12 protein-coding genes are annotated in these 21,680 nt (G+C 50.6%); 2 read left to right on the forward strand and 10 right to left on the reverse strand.

Annotation, left to right across the window (positions count from 1 at the left end; all coding sequences use genetic code 11):
* Window positions 1-48: 48 nt before the first annotated feature.
* The 9 genes from ACFPOF_RS15430 to ACFPOF_RS15470 form a co-directional block, all read right to left on the reverse strand.
* Window positions 49-2,082, reverse strand: a complete 2,034-nt coding sequence (locus ACFPOF_RS15430) for a right-handed parallel beta-helix repeat-containing protein (RefSeq protein ID WP_378134124.1) — start codon at window positions 2,080-2,082, stop codon at window positions 49-51.
* 246 nt (window positions 2,083-2,328) lie between these two features.
* A complete protein-coding gene (locus ACFPOF_RS15435) occupies window positions 2,329-4,491 on the reverse strand; it encodes a beta-galactosidase (protein WP_378134126.1) in 2,163 nt (720 codons plus the stop codon).
* Window positions 4,492-4,530: 39 nt separating this feature from the next.
* The gene (locus tag ACFPOF_RS15440) at window positions 4,531-9,051 is read right to left on the reverse strand and encodes an S-layer homology domain-containing protein (protein WP_378134128.1); all 4,521 of its coding nucleotides are present in this window, start codon (window positions 9,049-9,051) and stop codon (window positions 4,531-4,533) included.
* 44 nt (window positions 9,052-9,095) lie between these two features.
* On the reverse strand, window positions 9,096-10,193 hold the full coding sequence (locus ACFPOF_RS15445) for a peptidyl-prolyl cis-trans isomerase (RefSeq protein WP_378134130.1): 1,098 nt from the start codon (window positions 10,191-10,193) through the stop codon (window positions 9,096-9,098).
* 137 nt (window positions 10,194-10,330) lie between these two features.
* Window positions 10,331-11,809 carry an ABC transporter substrate-binding protein gene (locus ACFPOF_RS15450; protein ID WP_378134132.1) on the reverse strand — a complete coding sequence of 493 codons (1,479 nt, stop codon included), beginning with the start codon at window positions 11,807-11,809 and terminating at the stop codon, window positions 10,331-10,333.
* Between the two features lie 142 nt (window positions 11,810-11,951).
* Window positions 11,952-12,836 carry a carbohydrate ABC transporter permease gene (locus tag ACFPOF_RS15455; RefSeq protein WP_378134134.1) on the reverse strand — a complete coding sequence of 295 codons (885 nt, stop codon included), beginning with the start codon at window positions 12,834-12,836 and terminating at the stop codon, window positions 11,952-11,954.
* 11 nt (window positions 12,837-12,847) lie between these two features.
* Entirely contained in the window at window positions 12,848-13,777 is a 930-nt protein-coding gene (locus ACFPOF_RS15460; RefSeq protein WP_378134136.1) for a carbohydrate ABC transporter permease, read from the reverse strand.
* A complete protein-coding gene (locus ACFPOF_RS15465) occupies window positions 13,774-16,413 on the reverse strand; it encodes a glycoside hydrolase family 2 protein (RefSeq protein WP_378134138.1) in 2,640 nt (879 codons plus the stop codon). The genes ACFPOF_RS15460 and ACFPOF_RS15465 overlap by 4 nt, the downstream gene beginning before the upstream one ends.
* 23 nt (window positions 16,414-16,436) lie before the next feature.
* A complete protein-coding gene (locus tag ACFPOF_RS15470) occupies window positions 16,437-17,459 on the reverse strand; it encodes a serine hydrolase domain-containing protein (RefSeq protein WP_378134140.1) in 1,023 nt (340 codons plus the stop codon).
* A 196-nt stretch (window positions 17,460-17,655) separates the two neighbouring features.
* On the opposite strand from ACFPOF_RS15470, the gene ACFPOF_RS15475 reads away from it, so the two are divergent.
* Window positions 17,656-18,918: a response regulator transcription factor gene (locus ACFPOF_RS15475; protein WP_378134142.1), complete on the forward strand. Its 1,263-nt coding sequence runs from the start codon at window positions 17,656-17,658 to the stop codon at window positions 18,916-18,918.
* On the forward strand, window positions 18,899-20,683 hold the full coding sequence (locus ACFPOF_RS15480) for a sensor histidine kinase (protein WP_378134144.1): 1,785 nt from the start codon (window positions 18,899-18,901) through the stop codon (window positions 20,681-20,683). The genes ACFPOF_RS15475 and ACFPOF_RS15480 overlap by 20 nt, the downstream gene beginning before the upstream one ends.
* On the opposite strand, the gene ACFPOF_RS15485 is transcribed toward ACFPOF_RS15480, so the two are convergent.
* A complete protein-coding gene (locus tag ACFPOF_RS15485) occupies window positions 20,671-21,651 on the reverse strand; it encodes a cache domain-containing protein (protein WP_378134146.1) in 981 nt (326 codons plus the stop codon). The two genes, ACFPOF_RS15480 and ACFPOF_RS15485, sit on opposite strands and share 13 nt — an antisense overlap.
* Between the last annotated feature and the right edge of the window lie 29 nt (window positions 21,652-21,680).

A 21,680-nucleotide genomic window follows, 5' to 3' on the forward strand; every position in this document is an offset into this window, starting at 1 on the left:
AACCTTTTGTCGCCCCTCCGTCTCGAATCTCGTTCTCTCGTCCTCCTCCTACTTCGAAATCACGATCTGTCCCAGTTGCGTTCCCCATGCCGAAGTCGTATCCGAGAACTCCGCCTTTAGGTAATTCGTTCCCGTTGGAAGCAATGCCGTTGGCGCGTACTGCGTAAACGCCCAGCCGGCGGCAGTCGCTGCCGGTGTCGTATTCGTGCTAGCGACTAGCGTCCAAGTCGTGCCGTTCTGCGAAGAATAGAACTTTACTTTCGTCAAGTTGATATTAAATTCGTAAATATCCGCGGAAAACTGTTTCATGTCGGCGAATTGATAAATGACGTACCCCGTCGCCGTAGAGCCACGTTTGAACCGGGAAGCATCCCCGTTAAAGGAAGATGGATTAGTGGAATCCAACATCATATTGGCGGAATGAGAACTCGAGACGCTCCAATCGTTCGCGTAATCCGTCAATTGAACGGGAGCGGCGAAGGAACCGGCTTCATGGAAGCCCCTGCTTGGAGCGGCCGAATTGGAGAGAATGTTCCCGAAATAATCCTTCCCGCCATTACCCGGGATGAACAGGCCGCTGCCGATTCCGGGCGATCCTGCGGCAAGCTTATAACCGTCGGCCGTGCTTAGTCCCGGCAAGCTGCTTCCGGGACTTACGAACAACGGATCCGAAGTCAGCTTGTGGGCATCGACCGGCTCGCTGACAGGATGGTTGCCGTAGAACAAATTGTAATCGAAAGCAGCTCCTACGCTCGGGTACCCATAAGTGCCCGTCCCCATGTTATAGATCACGTTGTTCTTGAAGCTCCACGTTCCCGGCGTATTGGCGTCGCAGCCATCGCAATAGATCGGATTTTTGAGACCGGAGCCGATGTAGATCGTATTATTGTAGATATTCGTCCCTTCCGGTACTCCCCAAGAGAACGTGAAAACCCCTTTTTGGCCGCCATAAGCGTCATTTACGCTTAAGTTATAGCGGATCGTGCTCGTGTTCGTATACGGTCCCATCAATAGAATAAATCCGCCCTCGTTATCATGGCTGTAATTGTACTGAACGATCGCTCCGTAGTGGACCAAGTCGACATCGAAGCCTTGTCCGTCCGTATCGGTCGTCCGAGTGCCGTAAGCTTCGTTATATTGTACGATCGAACCAATGGAACGGGTAGGCCATATACCGGCGCTTGCGTTCATGTTGAAACCCGCGATCATCTTCTGACCGGCTCCGTTCGACACGTTGTACTGGATGACCGAATCCTTGAAGCCGAATACGAGAATGCCGTCTCCGTCCGTATACGATACGCTGTTATTCTGAACCTTCAAGCCCGTGCTTAGCTGCGACGCAACGGCTACCGTCTGATCTCCCGTGTGATAGCTGGCATCCCAGATATTGATTCCGTTGCGTCCGACATGATCCACCGTATTGTTCTCGACAGTCACGTCATTAAAGCCGTCGACCGCCCCGCCGGCAAATAGGCTTATGCCTCCGTTCGTATGAGGAGCAACCGCGCCGCAGTTGAAACAACCGTTCACTTCGTGCACGTAGTTATTGGCGATTCGAAAACCGTTAAGCTTTCCGCCTCCGTTTGATTCGACGTAAATGCCATAGCGGGGTATGCCCCCTGCGGTTGCCGTTCCCGAGTTGTCCGTGCCGGAATTGTTCGTCACCTCCAAGTTCAGAATGACCCAATACTGTTGATTCACAAGGTACACGGCGGCTCCGGACGCCAAACTGCCGCCGTTAATGAGCGGACGGTTACCCGTTCCGTAGGAATCGATCGTGATCGGATTACCGGAGCTGCCGGAGCCGAGCGGATGCAGCTGTCCGTTCCAACTGCCTCCCTTTTTGAATAGAATTTTGTCCCCGGCTTGGAACGTTACCGAGTTCACTTTGGTCAATGATTTCCACGCCGTACCCATGCTTGTGCCGTTAGCGGTGTCGCTTCCAGATGCCGAGTCTACGTAATACGTCGTATTCGCCGCATAAGCCCTGCTGTCCGATTTCGGGAGCAGTAATCCGGACGCGAGCAATACGGCGATCAATGCCGTCGTCCAAACTTTTCTCATCGGAATGCCTATCGACATTTCCCTAACCTCCTAAAGGGTAGAATACAAATCAAAACCGGATATCCATGTCCCTCCTTTCGGATGTTGAAATGTCCATCTCATGCTGACAGGGTTTCGTTAGCACCTCCAATGTAATCGCTTGCAACGATTTTGTTTAGGGGGGAAAGCTGCGAAATGGTTGAACGTTGCGCTTTTTTCATCCAAATAATAACCCGGGAGACTATCGCTTCTACGTCAAGCGAGCGTATCCCGGGTTATTGTCGCCTACATGAGTTGATACACTTGAATATCCCCGGCTTCCAAACGGATACTCAACCGCTCAGGGCGCGTAGTATCCCGTTCGGCCGTTTCGGCTCCGTCCTCGAACCAAGGTGTGGCCATCTTGCAAGCGGATGGCAGCTTTACCTCGCCCACGGTCGTTTCTTGCCCCCAGTTATGGACGAACAACAAGCGCTGAAGTTTACCGTCTTGCTCCCATTCGGACAGATCCGCTCTTACGGAGCCGCTTTGAACTTCGACATACGGCCTTAGACCCAGTTCTTCCATGAGCAAGCTTCTCGTCATCCGCAACGTGCCCTCGTCTCCGGTATTCCAGTAAGCGGCGGCAAGAAGCGTGCCGATCCATACCGCTTTGCCTTTCCCGTAGCGCGCACAGGTGATGGACGGCGAACGATCCTCCGCGAAATCCGCGACGACTTTTGTGCCCTCTTGAAGCTCGATATCCGTTTTATAATAGGCCCCGTTGCCAGCAACAGGCATTTGATCTTCGTTAAAGCCAATCCGGCTAACAAGAGGAATCGTCTTCTTCGATTGGATCGTCACGTTATGGTAGCTATGATCGAGATGTTCCACGGAATGGATCCAAGTCTCGCGAACGCCGAACACTTCATCGAAGCCGTATCCCGGTACGCGGTAACTGTGGCTTCCGTTCTCGGCCATCAGCGCTCCGAAGGAGCATTCCGATAGGAGGATTCCTCCTTCATCGACCCATTCCCGAATGACGGCGCAAATTTGCGCGTTCAAATATAGCGGATACGGCATCCACAAGCACCGGTATTGGGAAAGCGATTGTTTCGTCACGTCGCCGTCGTGAATAAAATCGACTTTATAGTTCAGGTCATGAAGCAGCTTATGAGTCCCTTGCACTGAATCGTTGTACGTATCCAAATGCGCGTATACGGAGAAATTGGCGATCTGGTTCTCCGAACTGTAAAGCACCGCTATTCCGTCAGACGGTCGCGAGGCTTTCTCCAGTATCTCTTGATGCTCTTGAACGACTCGGTTTAAATCCGCCATGTCCTTAAGCCACGGAGTCACGCTGCCGTCCAAATACGTGCTCCCCCAAGCTGGCGCTTCATGCCCGAGCACCTCCGGCCTGTACTGCCAGAACAGGAACCCGGTGATTCCGCGCGCAAGCGGAATCAGAATATGCCGCTTCAATTCGCGAAAATCGAGCTTCTTGGGCTTCATCGCCGTATGGCCGGGCAGCGCGTGAATTTCGGTATTAATGATTTTTTTTCCTTTAGCCGCCGATATGAGCAAGTCGGCCGACCAGGCCGAAGAGCCGAGACTATTGCCGAACAGATCGCACGGCTCCGCCAGCTTGAAATCGTCTGACCCCGCCGTAATCAGATTGAATATCGGCGCGGGCACCGTATGTACCATGACGGGATGGACCGGATCATAAACTTTCACGACGGCGACCCGGCGCTTCAAATCGTCGGTCAGTGCATCGGACATGAACAGACGCCAATCGACCAGGTCGTTGAATACCGCTTGTCCTCTCGGCGGCTCTACTTCTGACCAATTCGAGTAGTTGCGCTGCCATTTTTCGTTGAACGCTTCCATCGTCTCATATTTGCTTTCCAACCATTGCCCGAAAGCCCGCTGAGAATGGTCGCAATAGCAAACCTGATTCTCGAAGGATAGCGTACGCTTAATACCTGTCGTCAGCTCCGGTTCGTTCCATAAATCCCAAACCCATAAGGAAGGATGATCCTTCAGCGCTTGGACCGCGGCCGCAAGAAATCGGTCCTTCTCGATTTGGGCAGCCTCATGATGATAACAAGGGCCCGGCGCGCCGCCGATTTGCCGATAACTGAGAGCCAGCGGCTCAAGCACGGTTCCATCGGCCGTTATCATCTTGGAGTCCGGATATTTCTTATAAAACCATGCAGGAGCTATGTCGAATATGACATTCAAGATGACCTTCAACCGGTATTTGTCGGCCAAATCCAACAGTTCCTTAATATCGTCGAACACGAACGTGTTCTCATCCTGCGCGCTTGCGCGCCACTGCACCCAGTATTTCACGCAATTGAAGCCCATGTCCGCTATGCGGCATAAATCCTGTTCCCACTGATCCCGATAAGGAGTCGGAGACCTGTAATATTGAAAGCCGAATGGAATAAAAGAAAGTTGGCTCAATTTGTCGCACCTCTCAGCTTGGTCATTATTTGTTGTCGTTTACATTCCCATTAATCGATAAATAATCGCCGCCGCTTCCGCGCGAGTCGTCATTCCTTTAGGCTTATAGGAGCCGTCAGCATACCCGTTGACTATACCCGCGTTCCTTAAAGCCTCAATCGCCTCCATTGCATAGGATCCAATTTGGCTTTGATCCTTAAACGGTTCCGCTACGCCGCCTGTAGCCGTTTTTTTCGATCCGATGCCCCACGCGCGAAATACGATTGTCGCCATTTCTTCACGGGTGATCGCTTCGGATCCGCCGAAAGATCCGCCCTCTCCGATGCCCGGAGCCAGATCAAGCGCTGTCGCAAGAAGCTGAACGAACTCTCCCCGGGTAATGGGACGGTTCGGTTCAAACTTGCCCTTGCCCGTTCCTTTTATTATTTCGCGTGCTGCTAATGCTTCGATTATCGTTGACGAATTGTTCTTTAAATCCGTAAATCGAACGTTCGCATAAGCCGCTCCATATCGGCTGAAATGTTTCGGTTGAAACGTAATTACGCCTGTCGAAGGTTCGTATTTCCCGTTTTTAACGACTTCGAAACGACCGTCTTCCCCGATAAAATAAACGACGATTTGGTGCGGGTTCTCGCCCGGCTTCAGATCGTATTTCATGGTGACGGTTACGGGGGCTCCGCCGCCGAACGAATGGATCGCGGCTCCATCGACCTTAACGGACAAATCGTAAACGGGATAACCATGAGATTTTTCTTTAAGCTGCGATGGAAGCAAAGACGAGTCGACTTGTACGATGGATATATCCATTCGTTTGGAATCGGCAGGAATGCTGCCCGCAAGCGTCTCTGCAGGAAAAGATACGACCGCGCCGTTTGCTTTCACGACGATCGATTTCGCTTTGTTTCCGATTTCCTTAAATCCGTCTGCTGGAAGATGAACGGCTGCCCCTAGTACATTCTTTTCGCCCGGGCCTACGCTAATAACCAATTGACCGTCCTGTACGCTTTCGAGCGCTTTCTTGATCTCTTCGCTTCCGATATCAACTTGCACAACTCCATTGTCGATGCTTAATCCCTTTGCATGAATGGTGCCCTTGTCGATGCTATTCGGACTGCTTTCACCGCTGCCGTTATTTCCAATGATTGGCGTCCCATTCTCGTCATCCGGACCCATCAGTTGCACGTTGCGGAAGAGGACGGGATCCTTGGCGGCTCCGATTCCGGAGCCCCACTCGATGTATCCTTTTCGACCTGAGCCATCGTTATCGTTAACGACCATAGAGAAGCTTAAAACGCTGTCCGCCGCGGGCCGAATCGGATAAAGCTCGCTCCAAGGAAGCGCTAGCCGATATGAAGTAATCTTCGAGACTTCATCGCGCGTTACGGCAAGCGCTCCGTTCGTTACCGCTCCGGCGGATTTTCCCTGCATCGTTAGCCATCTATAAATCTGCGGTCCGTTCGGAGTCTGTGAAATTCCGTACTCGTACCAAGATTGGCTTTCTCCCGGAACGCCGGGCGCCACGCTGAACTGAATACCGTCATTTTGCCAAATGGAAATCCCGGAAGCCTCATGGAAGAATACATCGTCCTTGATATCGGCCGTAAGATAGAAATTGTTCGAATCCCAGCGCAGCTTCACAGTACCGCTAAGATCATCATCTCCGTTGTACGTGGTTAAAACCTTGTTCCCGTCCGCCAAATCGATCGTATTCGGATGGATGCCGGATGATTCATGAAGAATGCGGTTGAAGTCGATCTTGCGGCTCAAATGGATCTTTTCGAAACCGGCGACTTCTACCGTCATCTCCAGCGGATATTGGATGCCTTCGGACAATCCCACGAGAGGAATCGCAAATGTCGATTGAGCGTTCGGTCCGATCGGAGATAAATTTGTCTTCGTTCCGCTCAAGGCGCTATTTCCCGTACCGACATTCCATGAAATGTTGCCGACGGACAGGTTATTCGTATCCGAACTGTTCGCAAACCGAACCTGCAACGACTTGCCGCCGTTTTTGTCCACGATCGGCGTCACCTGCAAACCTTGGAAATATTGCCTCAAGTCGTCTACCGGTGGTTCCGGCAATTCGGCAGGATCGAGCCCCGTACCATTGTATGCCCCGATATTCGGCGCTTCCGATGCGGATACCGTATTGCCATAATAATCGAATCCGCCGTTGCCCGGGATGACAGCTCCCTTTCCGATCGCGGGAGATCCCGCCCTCAATTTGTACCCGTCAACGGTATTCCAGCCCTTTCCGCCTCCTCCTTGGTAAACCAACAACGGATTGGCAGTGATTTTGTTCGAATCCGCAGGTTCTGTCAAAGGATGGTTTCCGTAAAACAGGTTACGGTCGAAAACGCCGTTCGAGCCCGGTATATTGTAGCCGCCGGAGCCTAAGTTATAAACGATATTGTTCTTGAACGAATATGCCGCGTTCAAATCCCCGGCATCGTTCCATTCATGGTCGATGATTTTCGTGTTTTGCCCTGTTCCGATATAGATCGTATTGTTGTAGATTTGCGTTCCGGGCGTAACGCCGCCCGCGAAATTGAACGTGTGGGTCAAGTCGTTCTGGCTGATGTTGTATCTCACGACGCTGTTCGAGGAACCGTTAAAAACGCCGGGAGACAATCGCGCATCCACGAAAAGCATGAAACCGCCCTTATTGTCATGGCTATAGTTGTATTGAACTACGCTGTCGGTAGAGTCGATATCCAGATTAAACCCTTGGCCGTCGCCTTCCGGTTTGTTCGTATTAAATGACTCGTTGAACTGCACGACGTTATTTTTGCCTCTCGTCGGCCAGATGGCTGCCGAACCGTTAAATTCCCCCGGTTCGGAATAATTGCCGCCCCCTTCCGCCACGTTGCGCTCGATCAATGCGCCGTCGGCGCCGAAAGTAAGTATGCCGTCGCTGTCGGCTTGCTTGACGTAATTTTGGCGAATCTTCACGTTAGTCGACGCATAACCGGTTCCATTCCAGCGTTGGTCCCATACTACGATGCCGGTTCGTCCGATCCGCTCGACCGTATTGCCTTGAATCAGAACGTTATCGAACTTGTCCGCTGCCGTTGTTCCTCCCACGTAGACGGAAATTCCACCGAATGCATGAGGGCCGCCTTCCGCTCCCGATCCTGTCGGATATCTAAAGCTGCTCGAAACGTCATGCACGTAATTGTCCAATATTTGAATGTTGCTTAACGTACCGCCATTCGCATTCTCGACCATGATGCCTTCCCGGTATATGTTTCCTCGCTCAGCCGTGAAATTGGTCACTTCCAAATTTTGTACAATCCAATTCGAAGGGTTACGAAGGTATACCGCTCCTCCAGCCATGCCGCCGCCGTTAATAATCGGTTTGCCGCCGCTGCCGTAAGAGCTGATCGTGATCGGAGCGTCGCTCGTTCCGCTGCCTTTCGGATACAATCGTTCGTTCCATACGCCGCCTTTTCTCAGCAAAATCCGGTCGCCGGCCGCGAACGTCGTATTGTTGACGTTGGCAAAGGTTTTCCAAGCGGTACTCTGGGATTTGCCGTCATTGTTATCGCTGCCGGCAGCGGAATCGACGAAGTAGTCCCCTTCGCCTCCGGAGCTCCCGCCTCCCGGCGCGACATTCGAAACAGAGACGGAACCCAATTGCACGGCCCACGGAACAGGGTCGCCGCTGACTTCGATTTTCAAATAATCGACTCCTGCCGGCAAATTTCCTGCAGGCGAGTAAGTCGTTCCCGTCCACGCCCCGTCCCCGGTGGATACGGGCGTATCGTGATTGGACGGAATTTCAGTCCATGCCGATCCATCCGATGATCCGTAAAACTTGATCGCGGCAGTCGACCCCGCGAAAGAATGAATCCGTGCCGAGAAATTTTTGATGCCATGCAAATGATAAACGATAAATTCGGCCGAGACGGTCGTTCTTACGATTCTTGAAGCATCTCCGCCGAAAAAGGCTGGATTGCTTCCGTCGATTGACCAATTCGCCGTTTGCGAATGGATTTTAGAAACATCGGTTAGCTCATCGTTTATCGTTTGAGGCGCCAGGGATACGTTGGATATCGATACCGATCCGATCTGCATAAGCCACGTATCGATGTCTCCGCTTATTTCGATTTTTAAGTAATCAATGCCGCTTTGCAGCGCAGCCGAAGGGCTATATACGGTTCCGTACCAGCCGGAACCGGTCCCGTAAGGATCGGCATAATCGGATGGGATTTCCGTCCAAGTTGTCGCATCCGATGATCCGTAAAACTTGATGACGCCTGTCGATCCCGAGAAATAAAAAGCTTGGACGGAAAAAGATTGAATTCCGCTCAGATGGTACACGACACTCTCGGTCGACTTGGATGTTCTCACGATTCTAGCTGCATCTCCGCCGAAAAATTGCGGATTGCTGCCGTCGATCGTCCAATTCGCGGTATACGAGAACACTTTTGAGACATCGGACAATTCATCTTCGATCGTCGTCGCTTGATGTGCCGCTACTCTCGCGGATGGAAGGGCCAACATGCAGAGCAACGCGAACGCAATCGCCGTACTTGTCAGTTTTCTTATCATTTTCATTTTCGTTTTCTCCCCCTTGGATAATAAAAAACACAAATTGACGATTATTTAATGAAATTCATTTCCATCCACTTTTTCCAGAGCTTCATTTCAATCCGGTTACTCCATTGGATTGTTGAATCTTCCATTTCCCCCTGGACGATGTCGTCGAATTTCTCCTTCGCCAATTGGCGGGCGATCGAATCTTTCACTTGATCGAACGGCAGGATTACCATGCCGCTTGCGGACACGCAACGGATGATATGGAACGCCTCGTTTTCTTCGAAAACTTCGCTCGTCTCCCCCTCCTTCAACCGTTCCGCCCTCCGAAGCAGCAACGGATTTTCCAATGCGGCCGTACGACGCGAAGTATCGGTTAAGTTAGCGTCGATAACGTCGACGCCAAGCCCGGAAGCCGTCTCTACGAGACTGGCTCCATTGGCAACGGCTTTATTCAACTGCTTCATCCTATCCAGCGCATCGTTTTTATCTTTGGTCGACGTTCCCGGGCCGTAAGCGAGTGTCGCCCATTCCAGCTTTATACGACCTTGCTTGGCGTACTTCGACTGCTTGTTCGTTTCGTAGTCCCGTTTCGCTTGCTCTTCCGATATGGATATCGTACCGTTTTTCAACATCGCATCGATCGTCGCATTTTCCAAGTTGCTCATATAGTAGCTATAATAAGCCAGGACTTCGAAAGAAGTAGGGCCATACACGATCTCATTGTTGGCTGCTGCTTTGCTTCGTCTGGCATTCTCCGCTTCCATTTTTTCTAGAAACGAACGGTAACCGATCTCCTTGATCACGCCGCTCTTCTGCGCCAACAGTTGTACGACCCTCGTTTTCATCAATTGCGCTTTGGCATAATCGATGAGCTTCCGTTGAGGAATTTCACCGGAGTATGGGGTAGTCCAGAATTGCTCGGAATAGTCGGCGTCATAGGTTTGCTTGAAATCATTCACAACTAGCGCCTTATTGAAATCGAGATACATGCCGAATTCGTCCTCCGACACTTCGCTTCCGTTCAAGGAAATCGGATAGGGGCTATGATTCTTGTCCGATGTCTTATGGATAGGTCCGATCAAGATAAAACCGACCGTTAGCGCCGCCAATAAACCAAGGATCGCATACGACTTTCCTTTTCCGAGAATCGTTTTCGCCATTTTCCGGTCATCCCTTTTCATAACCATCGGCTCCATTCAAATGACATGCGCGCGATCCTTCCGAATAATGGTGAAACCCCAAGGCGATTCGCCTCGGGGTTTCGTTGCTAGCGATTCATTTCGCGATTTCCCGCTGTTTATTGAACTTTGTCCAAATAATCTTTTTGGAAATCGGAAGCCGCTTTTTCGAGCAATTTGGCCGGATCGGCGTTTTTGTTCGTCAATACCGCCTGAATAACGACGTCCAGCGTTTTGTACAGCTCTTGAGCGTTGACCGGCACTTCCGGACGCAGTCCCTTCGAACCGTTCTTCATGTAATCGTCGAACATCGCCATGTTGACGTTGGTGTATTGATCAAGAATCTTCTGTTCCGCATTGATCCGATCTTCGTTCACCCACACCCGCAAACCGTGCGGTCCGACGATCAAGCCTTGCTCGTTGGCCGTCTTGGAAGACGTTTCAAGCCCGTCGAGCGCTTCTTTGGTCGTCTGCGACGAGAAGCCTTTGACTTCCAGCCATTTGAACGCGGCATCCAATTGCTCCGAAGTCGAATCCGGTGCGAACATGTACAATCCGCCTCCCAGAAGCGTGACGTTCCCTTTCGGTCCGGCAGGCAGCGCGGACATGGCCAGGTTGTCTTTGGACATTTTAAGATTTTGAACCATCGCGTTCGCCCAATCGGATATTCCGAAGCTCATGCCCACTTGGTCCGTTCCGAACATTTGGAACAAATCGGTTCCGACGTCTACCAAGTTGTTAGCCGGAAGAACGTTGTATTTCCATTTAAGATCTTTCACGTATTGAAGGGCGGCAGCGGCTTCCGGCGTATTAAATACGGCTTTCCACTTGCCGTCTTCCTGGGCTTCGAATTCTGCGCCGTATGCCCATGCGATATTCATGAACATCCATCCGCCCTGATTGTTTTTCGTCGGGAAGAAGAAGCCTGGCTTGCCTGTTTTTTCTTTGATGACTTGCGCGGTTTGCGCGAGCTCTTCGTACGTTTTCGGGAATTTCGGGATCCCCTTATCGTCGACAAGGCCTGCTTGCTTGAATAAATTGACGTTGTACATCATTCCCATCACATAGCCGTCCTTGGGAATGCCATAGTACTTGCCGTCTTTTTGAACCAGCTTCAACAACTCCGGATTAAGGGCTTTGTCGATCGCGGTTTTGGTCATGATATCCGTGATATCCGCGGCATAATTCGCTTTGATGATTTTATCCGCTTCGGTGAAAAACGTTTCGTACACGGTCGGAAGTTCGCCGCTCGCCGCTTTCGGCAGGAAAGAGCTCACATCGTAGCCCCACTCGTCCTTCACGATGTTGATGTACGGATATTTTTCTTTCATCGAGGCCGCGAGCGCGTCATACACTTTGACTTGCGCTTCATCGTTTGGCTTCGGCCAGTTGCTGATCTTGATCGTGACGGGTTTCGATTCCGGCGAAGCTTCGCCCGTCGGACTGCTTTCGCTGCCCTGGCTGTTCTGGCTGCTTGCGGACGGTTGCTTGCTGCTTTCGTTGTTCCCTTTGTTATTGCTGCATCCCGCGATGACCAATGCAAACACGCAAATAACGACCCATGTAAACTGCCAATTCTTTCTTTTGTTCGAAGCCATTCGTATTTTCCCCAGCCTTTTTTATGGAATGAGATTTGTTGTGAAGCGCTTTCTTACTGCCGGCCTCTAAATGCTAACATACAAATTGTCGAGTTCAGTAGGGTACAACTCTACGAAACGGTTTGTTATACTGCGCTCTTCCCTATCCTTTAACGCCCCCGGCGATCGAATAACCTTGCATGATATAGCGTTGGAAGATCAAGAACAGAAGGACGGGCGGAACGATCGCGTAGGTCAACCCAATGAACTGGATATCCGCGGGCAACGTCGATTTCAGGTTAAAAATAGCTACGATGACCGTCCACTTCGATTGATCTTTGAGAATCATGTAAGGCCAGAAAAAGTCGTTCCATACCCCGTTGATCGTTAGAATCGTAATCGTAATGAGAACAGGTATGCTTAAAGGAAGAACGATACGCACGAAAATACCTAGCTTGGACGAGCCGTCGATGCGCGCCGCCTCGACCAGCGAAGCCGGAATCGTATCGAAAAAGTTTTTGAAAATAAGGATCGCAACGGGGTTAACGGCCGCCAAAAACCATAAAGGCCAATAGGTGTTCGTAAAATTAATATGCAGCAGCGGAAAATCGACGATATTGCCGAACAGCGGCACGATGCCGACCGTATTAGGCAACAGTACCGTCCATAGAATGAGCAGAAAAAAGAACGCGCTCCCCTTGGGCTTCAGCTTGGAGAAAAAGTATCCGGCCAAGCCGTTAAAAAATACGGTAAAAAATACGGTACCGATCGTCACGTAGGACGTGTTCACATAATACCTTATAAACTTAAACTCGTTCCAGGTGTTCCACAGCTTCTCCGCGTGAAAGGTGCGCGGAATGACCGTCGCTGGGATTTCGTAAAATTCCTTGATGTCCTTAAAGCTTGACAAGATGACCCAGACCGGAGGAAGGATACAGATCAACGAAATGAAAACCATGATCGTAAAGAATAGCCAGTATACCATTTTGACTTTGGGTAATTTATACTCCAGATCCCCGATGATTCCTGAGGTTTTGACTGTTTTCATTGACTCGTTCCCTACTCCCTATCCCATTTTTTCTGCAGCCTGAAATAGTAAATCGTCATCACCATGAGGATCAAGAACGTAATGACGCCAAGCGCTGCCGAGTGGCCCGCTTCGAAATAACGGAATGCATAGAAGTAGCTTTGCAGTTGCAGCGTCATAGAGGCATTATTCGGTCCGCCTTCGGTCAGGACGAGCGGTTCGTTAAAAATTTGAAACACGCCGCTTACTTGCAAAATGAGGGTCAAACCGATCAAAGGCGCAACCTGCGGAAGCGTGATATTCCGGAATTTGCTCCATATGCCTGCTCCGTCCATAGATGCGGCTTCATATAAGTCGTTGTTGACTCCTTGCAGGCTGGCCAAATACAGAAGCGTAGTCGCCCCGAAGTTTCTCCAAGTAATCGTAAGAATAATGGTGACGATCGTAAGATTCGGGTCCTGCAGCCATCCTAGCGGCTGTATCCCGACACTGCCCAGAATCCGATTGATCATGCCGTTCTCGCTGGGCTCGAATAGAAACATCCATAACAAGGAGGCGGCGATTCCCGGAATCATGCTCGGAAAAAAGGCCGAAAACCGGAAAAACGATTTAAAGTGCCGCATTTCGTTGATCATCACGGCAACGACGATCGGGAAGACGAATCCGATGACGAGAGACCATAGCACGTACACGAACGTGTTGATCAGCGTTTGCTGGAAGACCGAATTCGTAACGACGTCGATATAGTTTTGCAGTCCGTTGAATCCTTCGGCTTTAAATCCCTTCGTTTTGAAAAAGGATAGCCATACACCGGACAATAGCGGCTGCCAGGAAAAGAAAAAGAAAAACAACAGCGTGGGGATGATCAACAGCCAGGAAGACCATTCCTTCATCCAATACATAATTAAGCTTGATTTTTTCCGCTTGGGAGTATAAGTTCCCGTACTTGCGTTTTCGCTCATGTTGGCTTCCTTTCCATGACGTTGTATTTAGGGAAACAGCGAAATACGATCTCCGGATCGGCTTCGGGAGCGGATCCTTCTATCGAATCGGCCGTCAGAAAACCTCCACCGTTCTTCTTGAAACACCTGACGGCGACTTTTCTCATCTCGCCGGGAAGCAACGTGAAATATTGATCGTCGCTTTCCATCCAATAACCGTTCGTCAATTCTTCCGCGTGAACGTGCAATGCCGCTTCGGTTCCGCTATTTGTTACGGTAAATAGGCTTTCGATCATCCCCGTTAGAGTTGATCGCTGCCCGATTTGCTCTTTCCGAACTTGAAGCTTCGCGCCTGCTATATTTAACGCGGATCGATAGACGGGTCCCGAATCGGCCGAGAAGAAATAAGGGTGGGTTTCCCCTTCGCCGAGATTCGACCGATATCGAAGTCTGACGATCAGCAGACCGACTAACGCGGAAGGAATACAGAAGTTCAATTGCCCGACGCATAGCGCTTTATCCTCAACCGTTAATGCCTCGAACTTAGCGCTATGAAGAAGATTTCCCAAGAAGTCGAGAACCTCGGCGGTAACTTGCACGTTGATTCCCGCATCATGGGCATGCACGTACACGTCGCGTTGAACCCGCTCGCCCGGCTCCACATTCAATTTCCGGTAATCCATCGAAACATGCAACGGCGCGAATGCCTGTTTGGTCCAATAATATGCCATCTTGGTTTCCCCGAAGTAGTCGACCAAATTCGTACACGAGACGTTCGGCCACGGCTCGTTCAATTGCCAGACGATGCTGCCGCTGTTGTGGAATTTGCGGCGGCGGTTCGCCTCCAAGATGAATCTGAGCCCTTCGGCTTGAACCCATTGGCTGCATTCGGAGAAGACGGCCAAGTCTTCCATCGGGCCGAATAACGAATCATCGCGGGCCAGCGTATCCCACCATTCCCCGTGATGACGCCAAACCATGCTCGCCTGCATGGAAACGGGATCACGATGCGGTTCGCTCAGAAATTTATGCAGGCTTTTCACCCGGCTTAGACCGTCCACCCCGAACTCGCTATGAAAGAGGTTGTCGTTCTCCCCGTAGAGACGGTAGTGTTCAGGGTTGTTCATGTATTTCCAATGCCCATGCACATCGTGCCCAATCTCTTTATCGTCCGTAATGTACTCCACGGGGCCGGATGCGGAGGTCGGCAGAAAGAGTCGCCCGGGATCGTATTCCGCCACAAGCGCCTTGAGCATCGCCAGATTCGCGTCTCCGTCGTTCGAAGGCTTGTTCGGCTCGCTCATCAATTCGTTGCCGCCGCTCCATACCGTTAAAGAAACATGATTGCGGCGATCGGCCAACGCCGCTCGGGCCGTTTGCTCCAGCAATTCCAGAAACTCGGGCCGCTTGGACGGAATATTATCCACACCGGAACTCGATTGAATGAACTCTTGCCAGATCATGATCCCGTTTGCGTCGCATAGCTCGTAAAATTTCGTTTTCTCGATGAGGCCCCCGCCCCATATCCTAACCATATTCATGTTGCCTTGCCGCATTAGCCGAACCATCCAGGAATACTGCTCATTCGTCACATTGCCGTACAAATGATCCAACGGAGTCATGTTGACGCCGCGAATGTAGATTCTTTTGTTATTGATGATCACGGTATAAGGCAACGCATCCTCGGGACTGTCATCGTTCCGTCTATATTCCAATTTTCGGATACCCGTTGCGAACGTTCTCTCGTCCAAAATGACCCCCTCAGACGATTGCAACCTAACGTTCACTTGGTAAAGCGGTTGAAACCCGTATCCGTTAGGGTACCATAGCTGCGGATTTGGAACCTTAAGCTCCGCTTCCGCCGTACCACCCTCCCGAACGACTACCGTATGGCTCGCGACATCGCGGCCTTCTGGATCGCGGCAGTCCACGAGAAGCATTAAAGGAATTCTATCTTCGTTACAGGGATCCTGTTTCCGAACGTCTGCCTTCATGCGAATAATGCCGGTAACCGAATTCGCCTCCGAAGATCCAAGCCCCCGGACATCCGAGCTCAAATAGACTTCTCCGATCGAATAAGCATTGTGCAAGCGCAAGACGACATCGTCCCATATTCCGATATTGACTAGACGCGTGGAGAAATCCCATTTGTAGTTAAACCGGCTTTTCTGCGTGAAAGTTTCCGAAGTTTTGCCGATTTGAGCCATCTCATCGGGAGCATGCTTGAGAAGCACCGATATTTCCAATCGCTCATGTTCGTTCATTAACGCCGTGACGTCGTATGCCGCTTCATGGAACATGCCTTTGTGTTCGCCCAGCAGCGTTTGGTTCGCATACACGGCCGCTTCGTAATCAAGTCCCTTGAATGCTAGCTCGATTCGGCAGCCAGTCCGTTCCGGACGTTCGACGACGGTTCGGTACAGCCACCAGCGGTTCTCGACCCACTCGCAGTTCAAGCTGTTCAGATTTTGATAAGGATTCGCGATGATACCCGCTTGATATAGGTCGTAATGTACGCCTCCAGGCACGGTTGCCGGCAGCCAGTCCGTCACTCCCAACAGCTCCTGCCCGAGCTCCATGCTTGTCCCTTTGATCGGCACCCATGGCCAGAATCCTTTTACGCGCCAATCCAATGAACTCAAATTGATCTCTTGCATACAAGAATTTCTCCTCTCGGAAGTCAAACTCGATCCGAACCGCTAATCGCAACATTCCATAGCTTCCTATAGTACGACCAATCCGCATGAATCTTCTGGCTATTCGTAACGAATGCGCCGACAAAGTCGAATCCCGGATCTATCGCCAGCATGCAGCCGCTGAATCCGGGATGTCCCATCGCCGATGGCGTCATGAAGTCCCCGAAGCACCCGTAGAGATCGCGTTCGCCTTTCACCCACATCGCCGGCGTTTTATTGAACCGGTGATTCGTTACCTCTCGTTTCAACAGCTTGGCGGCCGCCTCGGAGAACAACTGCTTTCCTTCATACCGTCCGTCCGCAAGCAACATCCGCCCGAATCGAAGCAAATCCGCCGCCGTAGAGTACAAACCGCTGTCTCCGGTAACCGCCAGTCCTTCCAACTCATTAACAGGCCCATTGTTGCCGTTATCATAAGGCAAAGTATAAGTGCCGGGCATCCAACCGCTTGTTTCGATCGTCGTATTGGACATCTCCATAGGCTCGAAGATATACCGGCTTCCAAGATCGCCCAGGCTCGACCCGCTTGCAATCTCCAAAATATCCATCAGAATCGTGTACCCTTGCGTATAATACACCGCGCTTCGATCCGCGACTTCGGATACCGGATGATCGTATATGCGTTGCTTATACGAATCCAACTGTTCGTTCGCAGGCCATTGAAGCGATTCCGGAGGCGCGAACCCAGCCGTATGCAGCATTAATTGCAGGATGGTATGCGGGTATCTATAGGCCGGGACGTATTTGGAAACGGGATCATCCAACGAGATTAACCCCTTCTCCGCTAACTTGACGGCAAGAGACGAGGTTATGATTTTGGTCACCGAGCCGACGTTAAAGGGGACATCGGGCCCCGCGACCACTTTGGTTCCGTCAGAGGTAAGGACCGTTCCTCCGTAAGCTTCGTAAGTTTTGCCCCGATAGGCAACAGCTAGGGAATAGCACGGAGTTACTTTTTCTTGCATCAATCGCTCAACATATTCAACAACCGCATATGGACAGCTCATCGCGGCGATACCAGCTCCTTCGTTACGACTTCGTTCACGAGCTCATCGTAGCACAGGAAAAAGAGCCGGAAGTAGGTTGCTATCCTGCGAAAGAGTGGATTATTCTGTCGGAACGCCAAATGGAACTGACGAGAATGGGGCGATAGATTATAATGAACATCGAAGTCATCAATTGGCTGAAGAGGAGTCGGACACCGTGTTGAAAGCGCTTATCGTCGATGACGAATATCTGGTACGGACGGGCATTCGCGAAACCATCGATTGGGCCGACTATGGAGTGGAAATTATCGGAGATGCCAGCAATGGCTTAGAAGGCTTGGATCTGGCGTTGCTTCATCGTCCGGATATCATCGTAACCGACGTACGTATGCCGTATATGAACGGCTTAGAGTTTTTAGAGAAGATCAAAGAACATAACTTGCATTGCGGCGTCATCGTGCTTAGCGGTTACGACGAGTTTCAATACGCGCAGGAAGCCTTGCGCCATGGAGCGTCCAATTATTTGCTTAAGCCGGTTAACATAGAAGAATTGGCCGACGCCGTAGTTAAAGTGGGCATGCTGACAATCGCGAAAGAAACCGATCGTATGCAGTTTCAAAAGCTCAAAGAGGAAGAAAACGCCATCTCCTCGCAATTTTGGCTTGATTTATTTTACGGACGAATTTCCGATCCCGAAACGATCCGGGAGAAGTACGACTGGTTGCAAATTTCAATCCCGCCTGAAGATAAGCTTGTCGTGTCCGTCATTTCCGTCTTTCCGGACGCGCTTACGGCAACGGATCTCGCTGATTCATCCAAATGGTCCGCTATCGAACAACGAATCCGTCAAGTCGCGAACGACCATCGTCTATTAGCCGTCGCGGTTTCGCGAAGCGCTGCCACGGAGTGGACTTTAATCTTGGATTTGAATTCAAAATCCCCCCCCTCCGATATCGTGTCGACCATGTATGCTTTCGGCCATGCGCTCGTCGAGGAGCTAAAAGGATGTTCCGGTCTCCAAGCGACTGCGGGCTTCTCCGTCGCATCCGACCCCTATGCCGGCATTTACGCGGCAGTCGTGAAATCGCGCGAAGCGGCGCGCAAATCGATTTCCGGCTTGGGAGGCGTCTTGTTCGATTCCGAAGAGGAAAAAACGGGGGCCCGTCGCGAAGTCCGGGACGCGCTCGCTTATATCAGGCTCCATTACGCCGACAATATTACCGCGGACAGGGTTGCCGAGCAGGTTCATGTCAGCGCCACTCATCTCATGCATTTGTTCCGGAAAGACTTAAACAAAACTTTCTATGAATGTTTGACAGAATACCGCATCGATGAGGCCAAAAGATTGCTTCGCCATTCTTCCTATCGCGTTTATGAGGTCGGATTAAAGGTTGGATTCGGCGATTCCAAATATTTCAGCCAAATTTTCCGGAAAATGACCGGAATGTCCCCGAGCGAATATGCTAAAAATCAAACCTAAACAAGATCCGAACAGTCGCTCGTCTATCCTGCGGAAATTAAACATAAGAGCCCGAATCACCTTTGTCATCGTGTTCGGCCTTACCCTGCACCTTATTCTCATGCTGGGCGTCTTCAACATTTACGCCCATACGTATCTGAAAAACAATCTCTACAATCATATCGGCAACATCCAGAAGGAGATCGGGCTGAGCCTAGAATTAATCGTGGACGATATTCAAATGCTTTCCCTCCGATTTCTCGTCAACTCCGATATTTACCGGATCATCGGCGATTCGTCTATCGGGGAAAAGGATAAAAAGTCGCGTATCCGTTCCTTGATGGACGGCATAATTGCCAAAAACGAACTAATCGGAGATATCGTGGTCATAACGAAAGAAGGAGCCCGCTATAGATACGTTGCGGACGACAATATTTTCGAAGACCCCGACGACCTCCTCATCTCGAAAGTGAACCAATCCGTACTGCCCGTCGTCGGAAAAGTGAAGCACGATTCCGCTGGGAACGCGTATATTGTTTTCGGTCAGAAATACCGGAATTTCAACACGGGGCAAAATATCGGAATAATTCTCGTGTACGTGAAGGAAAACTCTTTGTTTAATCTTTATAAATCGGCTTTCGAGGGGATCGGATATTCCTATCTCGCCTCGGTAAACAACGAAGTTATCTCCCACCCGGACAAGCGGATCGTAGGAAACACGCTGCTGGAATCCGATGCGTTTCATCCCGGCAAAAAGGCCGGATATCGGAACGTTTCTTTGAACCGTCAGGAATATGTACTAAGCACGTATTCCTTAAGCGACCGACTTAACCGATTCGGCGTCGATTGGAAGCTCGTCTCCGTCGTATCCCGTCCCCAATTATTCGGGGCTATCGATGAAGGAAATCGCTATGCGCTGTTTCTCGCCTTGTCGACGTTTATCGGCCTGCTCGTCCTGTCTTTTTACTTAGCCGCCAAAATGACGGAGCCTGTCTTCAATCTGACGAAAAAGCTGGGCGCGATCGGCAAATCCGGACTCAAGCTGATGATCGACCGCAAGCAATCCAGCGACGAAATCAGCGAGCTGGAAAACAGCTATTACGCGATGATCGACCGAATCAATAATCTTATCCACGAAAACGATGAAGAAAAAGAAAAACAGCGCGTCATGGAACTCACCGCGCTGCAATCGCAAATCAATCCGCATTTTCTGTACAATACGCTAGACGCCATTACGTGGACGGCCCGTTTGAAGAAACAGCCGGAGATCGAACGAATGATTTCCGCTCTGGCAACCTTTTTCAGAATCAGCTTGCATAAAGGGGACAAGCATATCCCCGTCGAGGATGAAATCCGGCTCGTTCAAAGTTTCGTGACGGTGGAGCTCATGCGTTTTCCCGATAAATTCGACGTCATCTACGACATACCGGAACCGCTGCGCAAAATTCGGATTTTGAAGCTGATCCTGCAGCCCTTAGTCGAAAACGCCATCAAGCACGGAATGAGCGAGAAACAAGGAAAAGGGCTTATTCGGATTAGAAACTGGCAGGAAGAAGATTACCTTATCTTTGAAATCACAGACGACGGAGTCGGTTTCAGGAGTAAAGACAATATCCAAAGCAACAGCAAAAACGTATTATTTCAAAGCGGATACGGCCTAAGGAACGTTGACGAACGCATTAAGCTCGAGTACGGAGCGGAATGCGGCCTGACCATTACAAGCGAACCCGGAGTCGGCACGACCGCCCTTGTTCGGATTCGGTTGGAATCCGGTCAAATTTCATGAGGCTTGCGCATCTTTTTGTATAATTCCTTTAGCGGATCCAGAATACTTCGCGATAGCCATTGGATCAGCACGAAGAACAAGATCAATATAAAAACGCCTACCGCGATTAACGTATTTCTCAACAGTCTGAGCTCGCTTTTAATCGCATCGCCCGAAATGAGAATCGCCATGCGATCTTCGGAGTGGTACAGACGGTAAAGAAGCGCGATGCCGTCTTCCGTCTGCCTGATCTCCATTTCTTCGCCGGGCGACGATTGCCGCAGCGTTTCCCATACGGGGCTAGACGGCTCTTGTTGCAAGCCGCTCGCGTTTACGATCGAATGATCATGCGTCAGAATAAACGTGGGATGCCGGCCATAGAGATCCGGATCGTCGGCATGATAGAAACTGTTCATTTTCTTAAGATCCACTGTCATCAGGAGCAGGCCCGCCGTTTGTTTCTTCTTATCGGCGATCTTCGCGATATAGAGAAGTTTTCTGCGCGGGTCCGTGTTCTTGTATACGAGCGATCCCGGAGCTTGAACCGTCCATTCGGAAGTCAGATCGGAGTCGAGAAATTCGGCGTATTCTGAAACCTCATCTAATTCGCTTAAAGAAAGATTCGCCGATACGTTGCTTGATGCGTATACATTGCCGCCGTTTCCGTATATAACCATATCCAATATATAAAGGTTAGATGAAATCATGCCGTCCAAAATCGGAGGGATCGTATTGTCGTATTCATTGCTCGAGAGCGAGTCCTGTACGGCTGAATTGCTGGTCACCAGATTCGCCATTTCCTCCATCCATTTCATGAAAAGCTGCGCGTTCTTATGTTGTTGACCCGTATATTGGAGCGAAAGCTGGCGTTGCATTTCCGAGCTTCGGTTCTCGATCGTTCGAAAGACGAGAACGCTGGATAAGATAACGTACACTAGAATAAATGATAGTAAAATGGCCTTCATTTTCTTATCAAGCGCTCTGAACAAAGTCCGTCCCTCATTCCCGAAACAAACTG

The organism is Cohnella soli (assembly GCF_042655525.1).
Taxonomy (GTDB): Bacteria; Bacillota; Bacilli; order Paenibacillales; family Paenibacillaceae; genus Cohnella; species Cohnella soli.

Coding starts and splice junctions, on each gene's coding strand:
- ACFPOF_RS15455 (WP_378134134.1), bottom strand. CDS start 12,836: ATGAAAACAGTCAAAACCTCAGGAATCATCGGGGATCTGGAGTATAAA.
- ACFPOF_RS15465 (WP_378134138.1), bottom strand. CDS start 16,413: ATGCAAGAGATCAATTTGAGTTCATTGGATTGGCGCGTAAAAGGATTC.
- ACFPOF_RS15460 (WP_378134136.1), bottom strand. CDS start 13,777: ATGAGCGAAAACGCAAGTACGGGAACTTATACTCCCAAGCGGAAAAAA.
- ACFPOF_RS15480 (WP_378134144.1), top strand. CDS start 18,899: ATGCTAAAAATCAAACCTAAACAAGATCCGAACAGTCGCTCGTCTATC.
- ACFPOF_RS15445 (WP_378134130.1), bottom strand. CDS start 10,193: ATGGCGAAAACGATTCTCGGAAAAGGAAAGTCGTATGCGATCCTTGGT.
- ACFPOF_RS15450 (WP_378134132.1), bottom strand. CDS start 11,809: ATGGCTTCGAACAAAAGAAAGAATTGGCAGTTTACATGGGTCGTTATT.
- ACFPOF_RS15430 (WP_378134124.1), bottom strand. CDS start 2,082: ATGTCGATAGGCATTCCGATGAGAAAAGTTTGGACGACGGCATTGATC.
- ACFPOF_RS15470 (WP_378134140.1), bottom strand. CDS start 17,459: ATGAGCTGTCCATATGCGGTTGTTGAATATGTTGAGCGATTGATGCAA.
- ACFPOF_RS15440 (WP_378134128.1), bottom strand. CDS start 9,051: ATGAAAATGATAAGAAAACTGACAAGTACGGCGATTGCGTTCGCGTTG.